This is a genomic window from Streptomyces sp. NPDC048734 (assembly GCF_043198675.1).
Lineage (GTDB): Bacteria > Actinomycetota > Actinomycetes > Streptomycetales > Streptomycetaceae > Streptomyces.
This window is the reverse complement of record NZ_JBICUZ010000034.1, coordinates 1-6,864: the sequence shown is the minus strand read 5'-3', so window position 1 is coordinate 6,864 and position 6,864 is coordinate 1. Positions and strand designations below refer to the sequence as shown.

Genomic DNA, 6,864 nt, shown 5'->3' with positions numbered 1-6,864 from the left:
TCTTCAGTGACGAGGAGACGGTGGCGTTCCTGCAGCGCCCGTTCGCGGAGGACGCACTGCGTCTGCGCCGCTGGGACGATACGGCGAAGGAGGAAGGCAAGGTGACGCCGGATCTCGATCACTATATGGAGATCGTCGCGCGCCAGGTGCGCGCAGCCTGACGGTTCGGCTGCTTCTATTTAAGGCCCCGCACGCGGCAGCGGGCGGGACCTTATATTTTTTGAGAAACCCCTTGCGCAGATCGAAGCGGGTGCCTACAATCACGCCTCTTTCGCGCTAACGGAAACGCGGCGCGGGAGAAGGGAAGCAGGGTGGGCGGTGTGCTGGAGTCTGTAGCGCGCAGCCGGCCTGGAAGTTGAGCCCCGCAGTCGCAACGATGTAGTGTAAAAAGTTGTTGACGAACTGCGAAACACGGTTCATAATCTCGCTTCTCTGCTGCTGAAAACGCAGCGCTGCCGGGAAACACGAAGTTCCTCGCAGAATGCTCTTTAAAAATTAACAGCCGATAAGTGTGGGCGCTTGATGGCAGCGAGCTGATCCTCGGATCAGATAGCGAAAGTATCAAGAGTCTCACACTAAAGTAAGTCAGGTTTATGAAGTGATTCATATTCCTGTCAGCTTTGAGTGAGCGACCGGTTCTTAACTGAACCGAAAACAGTAACAGGTTTAAACTGAAGAGTTTGATCCTGGCTCAGATTGAACGCTGGCGGCATGCCTTACACATGCAAGTCGAACGGCAGCACGGGTGCTTGCACCTGGTGGCGAGTGGCGAACGGGTGAGTAATACATCGGAACATGTCCTGTAGTGGGGGATAGCCCGGCGAAAGCCGGATTAATACCGCATACGATCTACGGATGAAAGCGGGGGACCTTCGGGCCTCGCGCTATAGGGTTGGCCGATGGCTGATTAGCTAGTTGGTGGGGTAAAGGCCTACCAAGGCGACGATCAGTAGCTGGTCTGAGAGGACGACCAGCCACACTGGGACTGAGACACGGCCCAGACTCCTACGGGAGGCAGCAGTGGGGAATTTTGGACAATGGGCGAAAGCCTGATCCAGCAATGCCGCGTGTGTGAAGAAGGCCTTCGGGTTGTAAAGCACTTTTGTCCGGAAAGAAATCCTTGGCTCTAATACAGTCGGGGGATGACGGTACCGGAAGAATAAGCACCGGCTAACTACGTGCCAGCAGCCGCGGTAATACGTAGGGTGCGAGCGTTAATCGGAATTACTGGGCGTAAAGCGTGCGCAGGCGGTTTGCTAAGACCGATGTGAAATCCCCGGGCTCAACCTGGGAACTGCATTGGTGACTGGCAGGCTAGAGTATGGCAGAGGGGGGTAGAATTCCACGTGTAGCAGTGAAATGCGTAGAGATGTGGAGGAATACCGATGGCGAAGGCAGCCCCCTGGGCCAATACTGACGCTCATGCACGAAAGCGTGGGGAGCAAACAGGATTAGATACCCTGGTAGTCCACGCCCTAAACGATGTCAACTAGTTGTTGGGGATTCATTTCCTTAGTAACGTAGCTAACGCGTGAAGTTGACCGCCTGGGGAGTACGGTCGCAAGATTAAAACTCAAAGGAATTGACGGGGACCCGCACAAGCGGTGGATGATGTGGATTAATTCGATGCAACGCGAAAAACCTTACCTACCCTTGACATGGTCGGAATCCCGCTGAGAGGTGGGAGTGCTCGAAAGAGAACCGGCGCACAGGTGCTGCATGGCTGTCGTCAGCTCGTGTCGTGAGATGTTGGGTTAAGTCCCGCAACGAGCGCAACCCTTGTCCTTAGTTGCTACGCAAGAGCACTCTAAGGAGACTGCCGGTGACAAACCGGAGGAAGGTGGGGATGACGTCAAGTCCTCATGGCCCTTATGGGTAGGGCTTCACACGTCATACAATGGTCGGAACAGAGGGTTGCCAACCCGCGAGGGGGAGCTAATCCCAGAAAACCGATCGTAGTCCGGATTGCACTCTGCAACTCGAGTGCATGAAGCTGGAATCGCTAGTAATCGCGGATCAGCATGCCGCGGTGAATACGTTCCCGGGTCTTGTACACACCGCCCGTCACACCATGGGAGTGGGTTTTACCAGAAGTGGCTAGTCTAACCGCAAGGAGGACGGTCACCACGGTAGGATTCATGACTGGGGTGAAGTCGTAACAAGGTAGCCGTATCGGAAGGTGCGGCTGGATCACCTCCTTTCCAGAGCTTCTCGCAAAGTTGAGCGCTCACGCTTATCGGCTGTAAATTTAAAGACAGACTCAGGGGTCTGTAGCTCAGTCGGTTAGAGCACCGTCTTGATAAGGCGGGGGTCGTTGGTTCGAATCCAACCAGACCCACCATTGTCTGACGTGTCGGTGATCGTTAGCGCTTTAGCGATTACGAGCAACCCATGCCGATAGGCTGTAGTACCTGAGGTTATCTGTACTCATGGGGGCATAGCTCAGCTGGGAGAGCACCTGCTTTGCAAGCAGGGGGTCGTCGGTTCGATCCCGTCTGCCTCCACCAATCACCAACGCTAAGGGCTTGGTTCAGACACTGAACCGAGAATTTTGCATTGGCGATTGAGCCAGTCAGAGTGATACGTAGTATGTATCGGCTGTCGTTCTTTAACAATCTGGAAGAAGTAAGTAATTTGGATAGCGGAAGCGTCTTGAGATGGACGTGAAAGTTATCCGGGTTGTGATTGTATCGATGTATCTCAAGATGATTCGAACTCTATGTTTGACTCAATTGGAATACGGCACAACGCGAGAACTCAACCTGTAGCGACTGTCGCGAGACAGACTCGTTATAGGGTCAAGCGAACAAGTGCATGTGGTGGATGCCTTGGCGATCACAGGCGATGAAGGACGCGGTAGCCTGCGAAAAGCTACGGGGAGCTGGCAAACAAGCTTTGATCCGTAGATGTCCGAATGGGGAAACCCACTCCTTTTGGAGTATCCATGGCTGAATACATAGGCCATGCGAAGCGAACGCGGTGAACTGAAACATCTAAGTAACCGCAGGAAAAGAAATCAACCGAGATTCCCAAAGTAGTGGCGAGCGAAATGGGATGAGCCTTGCACTCTTTATTTGTATTGTTAGCCGAACGCTCTGGAAAGTGCGGCCATAGCGGGTGATAGCCCCGTAGGCGAAAACAGTATGAAAGAACTAGGTGTGCGACAAGTAGGGCGGGACACGTGAAATCCTGTCTGAAGATGGGGGGACCATCCTCCAAGGCTAAATACTCGTGATCGACCGATAGTGAACCAGTACCGTGAGGGAAAGGCGAAAAGAACCCCGGGAGGGGAGTGAAATAGATCCTGAAACCGCATGCATACAAACAGTCGGAGCCTCGTAAGGGGTGACGGCGTACCTTTTGTATAATGGGTCAGCGACTTACGTTCAGTAGCAAGCTTAACCGTATAGGGCAGGCGTAGCGAAAGCGAGTCCGAATAGGGCGTTCAGTTGCTGGGCGTAGACCCGAAACCAGGTGATCTATCCATGGCCAGGATGAAGGTGCGGTAACACGTACTGGAGGTCCGAACCCACTAACGTTGAAAAGTTAGGGGATGAGCTGTGGATAGGGGTGAAAGGCTAAACAAACCTGGAAATAGCTGGTTCTCTCCGAAAACTATTTAGGTAGTGCCTCGTGTCTCACCTTCGGGGGTAGAGCACTGTCATGGTTGGGGGGTCTATTGCAGATTACCCCGCCATAGCAAACTCCGAATACCGAAGAGTGCAATCACGGGAGACAGACATCGGGTGCTAACGTCCGGTGTCAAGAGGGAAACAACCCAGACCGCCAGCTAAGGTCCCCAAATATAGCTAAGTGGGAAACGAAGTGGGAAGGCTAAAACAGTCAGGAGGTTGGCTTAGAAGCAGCCACCCTTTAAAGAAAGCGTAATAGCTCACTGATCGAGTCGTCCTGCGCGGAAGATGTAACGGGGCTAAGCTATATACCGAAGCTGCGGATGCGAGCTTTGCTCGCATGGTAGGAGAGCGTTCCGTAAGCCTGCGAAGGTGCCTTGTAAAGGGTGCTGGAGGTATCGGAAGTGCGAATGCTGACATGAGTAGCGATAAAGGGGGTGAAAGGCCCCCTCGCCGTAAGCCCAAGGTTTCCTACGCAACGTTCATCGGCGTAGGGTGAGTCGGCCCCTAAGGCGAGGCAGAAATGCGTAGCTGATGGGAAGCAGGTCAATATTCCTGCACCATTGTTAGATGCGATGGGGGGACGGATCGCGGAAGGTTGTCCGGGTGTTGGAAGTCCCGGTCGCTGCATTGGAGAAGGCACTTAGGCAAATCCGGGTGCGGAATTCAAGGGTGTGGCGCGAGCTCCTTAGGGAGCGAAGCAATTGGAAGTGGTTCCAAGAAAAGCCTCTAAGCTTCAGTCTAACGATGACCGTACCGCAAACCGACACAGGTGGGCGAGATGAGTATTCTAAGGCGCTTGAGAGAACTCGGGAGAAGGAACTCGGCAAATTGGTACCGTAACTTCGGGATAAGGTACGCCCTTGTAGCTTGACTGGCTTGCGCCAGAAGGGTGAAGGGGTTGCAATAAACTGGTGGCTGCGACTGTTTAATAAAAACACAGCACTCTGCAAACACGAAAGTGGACGTATAGGGTGTGACGCCTGCCCGGTGCCGGAAGATTAAATGATGGGGTGCAAGCTCTTGATTGAAGTCCCGGTAAACGGCGGCCGTAACTATAACGGTCCTAAGGTAGCGAAATTCCTTGTCGGGTAAGTTCCGACCTGCACGAATGGCGTAACGATGGCCACACTGTCTCCTCCCGAGACTCAGCGAAGTTGAAGTGTTTGTGATGATGCAATCTACCCGCGGCTAGACGGAAAGACCCCATGAACCTTTACTGTAGCTTTGCATTGGACTTTGAACCGATCTGTGTAGGATAGGTGGGAGGCTATGAAACCGGAACGCTAGTTTCGGTGGAGCCGTCCTTGAAATACCACCCTGGTTTGTTTGAGGTTCTAACCTTGGCCCGTGATCCGGGTCGGGGACAGTGCATGGTAGGCAGTTTGACTGGGGCGGTCTCCTCCCAAAGCGTAACGGAGGAGTACGAAGGTACGCTAGGTACGGTCGGAAATCGTGCTGATAGTGCAATGGCATAAGCGTGCTTAACTGCGAGACCGACAAGTCGAGCAGGTGCGAAAGCAGGTCATAGTGATCCGGTGGTTCTGTATGGAAGGGCCATCGCTCAACGGATAAAAGGTACTCTGGGGATAACAGGCTGATACCGCCCAAGAGTTCATATCGACGGCGGTGTTTGGCACCTCGATGTCGGCTCATCTCATCCTGGGGCTGTAGCCGGTCCCAAGGGTATGGCTGTTCGCCATTTAAAGAGGTACGTGAGCTGGGTTTAAAACGTCGTGAGACAGTTTGGTCCCTATCTGCCGTGGGCGTTGGATATTTGAAGGGGGCTGCTCCTAGTACGAGAGGACCGGAGTGGACGAACCTCTGGTGTACCGGTTGTCACGCCAGTGGCATCGCCGGGTAGCTATGTTCGGAAGAGATAACCGCTGAAAGCATCTAAGCGGGAAACTCGCCTTAAGATGAGATATCCCTGGGGACTAGATCCCCTTGAAGGGTCGTTCGAGACCAGGACGTTGATAGGTCAGGTGTGTAAGCGCAGTAATGCGTTCAGCTAACTGATACTAATTGCCCGTAAGGCTTGATCCTATAACAAGTCTGCCTTGTAGATCTGCGCCGTGCGACAGCACCGGCCGCGATCCAAAGCGACAAGTTGGATTCTCGTGTGTGATACACACAACCAAGATTACTGCTTCTTCCAGGATTGGTTGTGCTGCGAAGCCAGCGCAACAACCCTCTTTGCCTGATGACCATAGCGAGTCGGTCCCACCCCTTCCCATCCCGAACAGGACCGTGAAACGACTCTACGCCGATGATAGTGCGGATTCCCGTGTGAAAGTAGGTAATCGTCAGGCTCCCTAAGCCAGAAACCCCCGCCCGAAAGGCGGGGGTTTTTGCATTGGCGCGGCAGAAATGCACAAGGGATCGAGGCGGGCGGCGCTGTCCTTTAGCCCGAGATCCCATGGAATAAGCGTTTCGACAGACTCCCCACTCAAGAAACGACGACCGTAAATTCGACTCCCGATTCAAAGTCCAGGGTAGTGGTCGAAAACCGCGGGTCGTTGTCCAGGTAATGCTTGTACGGTCGAACGGCGTCCTCTGCCGTGTACATGTTGTCGGCCAGCACGACCGATCCCGGGCGCAGCAGGCGCTCGATCTGCCTGAACAGTTTCAGATAGGCGTCGGCCCATACATCGATGAACACCATGTCGAAAGTACCGTCCAGTTCGACGACGGTCTCGAATACGTCGCCCTCCCGCATGTCGACATAGGCATCCAGGCCCGCCGTCCTGACGTGATCGCACAAGCGCGTGATCTTGAGCGCATCGCGTTCGGTCGCGACGACCACGCCACGGCCCAACGTGCGCAGCGCCTCGGCGAAATACAGCGTGGATACGCCGCATGAACTGCCGAGTTCAAGGATTCTGGCCGGTCGTTGCGAGAGCACCATGTTGCGCAAGAATCCGCCCGTTTCCGGCGACACGGCCAACGATAGCGGACTGCCTTCGGGGGAATCGAAGTCGTCGCTGGACAGCCCGAACGTTTCGAGAAACCGCCCCCGCAGACGGGGCGCGATCGCTTCGTATTCCTCGGCCAACGACAGAAAATCCTCGTTCGATCCCTGAAATTGCGCGCGGGCGCGGGCGACGATTTCGGTGCGGCTCTCTTCGTGGAGCCGCTGCAGAAGGGCGATGGTGGGTGAAGTCATGTGCGTTCCTTGACGCGATTGATCCGGTCGACGATGCCTCCAACGACAGCCTTCCCCGTCAGAGTC

Annotated in this window: 1 protein-coding gene, 2 tRNA genes and 3 rRNA genes; 5 read left to right on the top strand and 1 reads right to left on the bottom strand. The window is 54.5% G+C overall.

Translation table 11 applies throughout. From position 1 onward, the window contains the following. Positions 1 to 668 precede the first annotated feature (668 nt). From ACGFQC_RS35720 to rrf, 5 genes are all read left to right on the top strand, one after another. Positions 669 to 2,201: ribosomal RNA gene (locus ACGFQC_RS35720) — 16S ribosomal RNA — on the top strand. A gap of 63 nt (positions 2,202 to 2,264) precedes the next feature. Further along, positions 2,265 to 2,341, top strand: a tRNA-Ile gene (locus tag ACGFQC_RS35715). 90 nt (positions 2,342 to 2,431) lie between these two features. After that, positions 2,432 to 2,507: transfer RNA gene (locus ACGFQC_RS35710), tRNA-Ala, on the top strand. Between the two features lie 289 nt (positions 2,508 to 2,796). Beyond that, positions 2,797 to 5,678: ribosomal RNA gene (locus tag ACGFQC_RS35705) — 23S ribosomal RNA — on the top strand. A 153-nt stretch (positions 5,679 to 5,831) separates the two neighbouring features. Further along, positions 5,832 to 5,944 (top strand): 5S ribosomal RNA (gene rrf, locus ACGFQC_RS35700). The 16S, 23S and 5S rRNA genes sit together here with 2 tRNA genes alongside, the layout of an rRNA operon. A gap of 137 nt (positions 5,945 to 6,081) precedes the next feature. Here the strand turns inward: rrf and ACGFQC_RS35695 are convergent. After that, positions 6,082 to 6,798: an O-methyltransferase gene (locus ACGFQC_RS35695; protein ID WP_105815499.1), complete on the bottom strand. Its 717-nt coding sequence runs from the start codon at positions 6,796 to 6,798 to the stop codon at positions 6,082 to 6,084. Between the last annotated feature and the right edge of the window lie 66 nt (positions 6,799 to 6,864).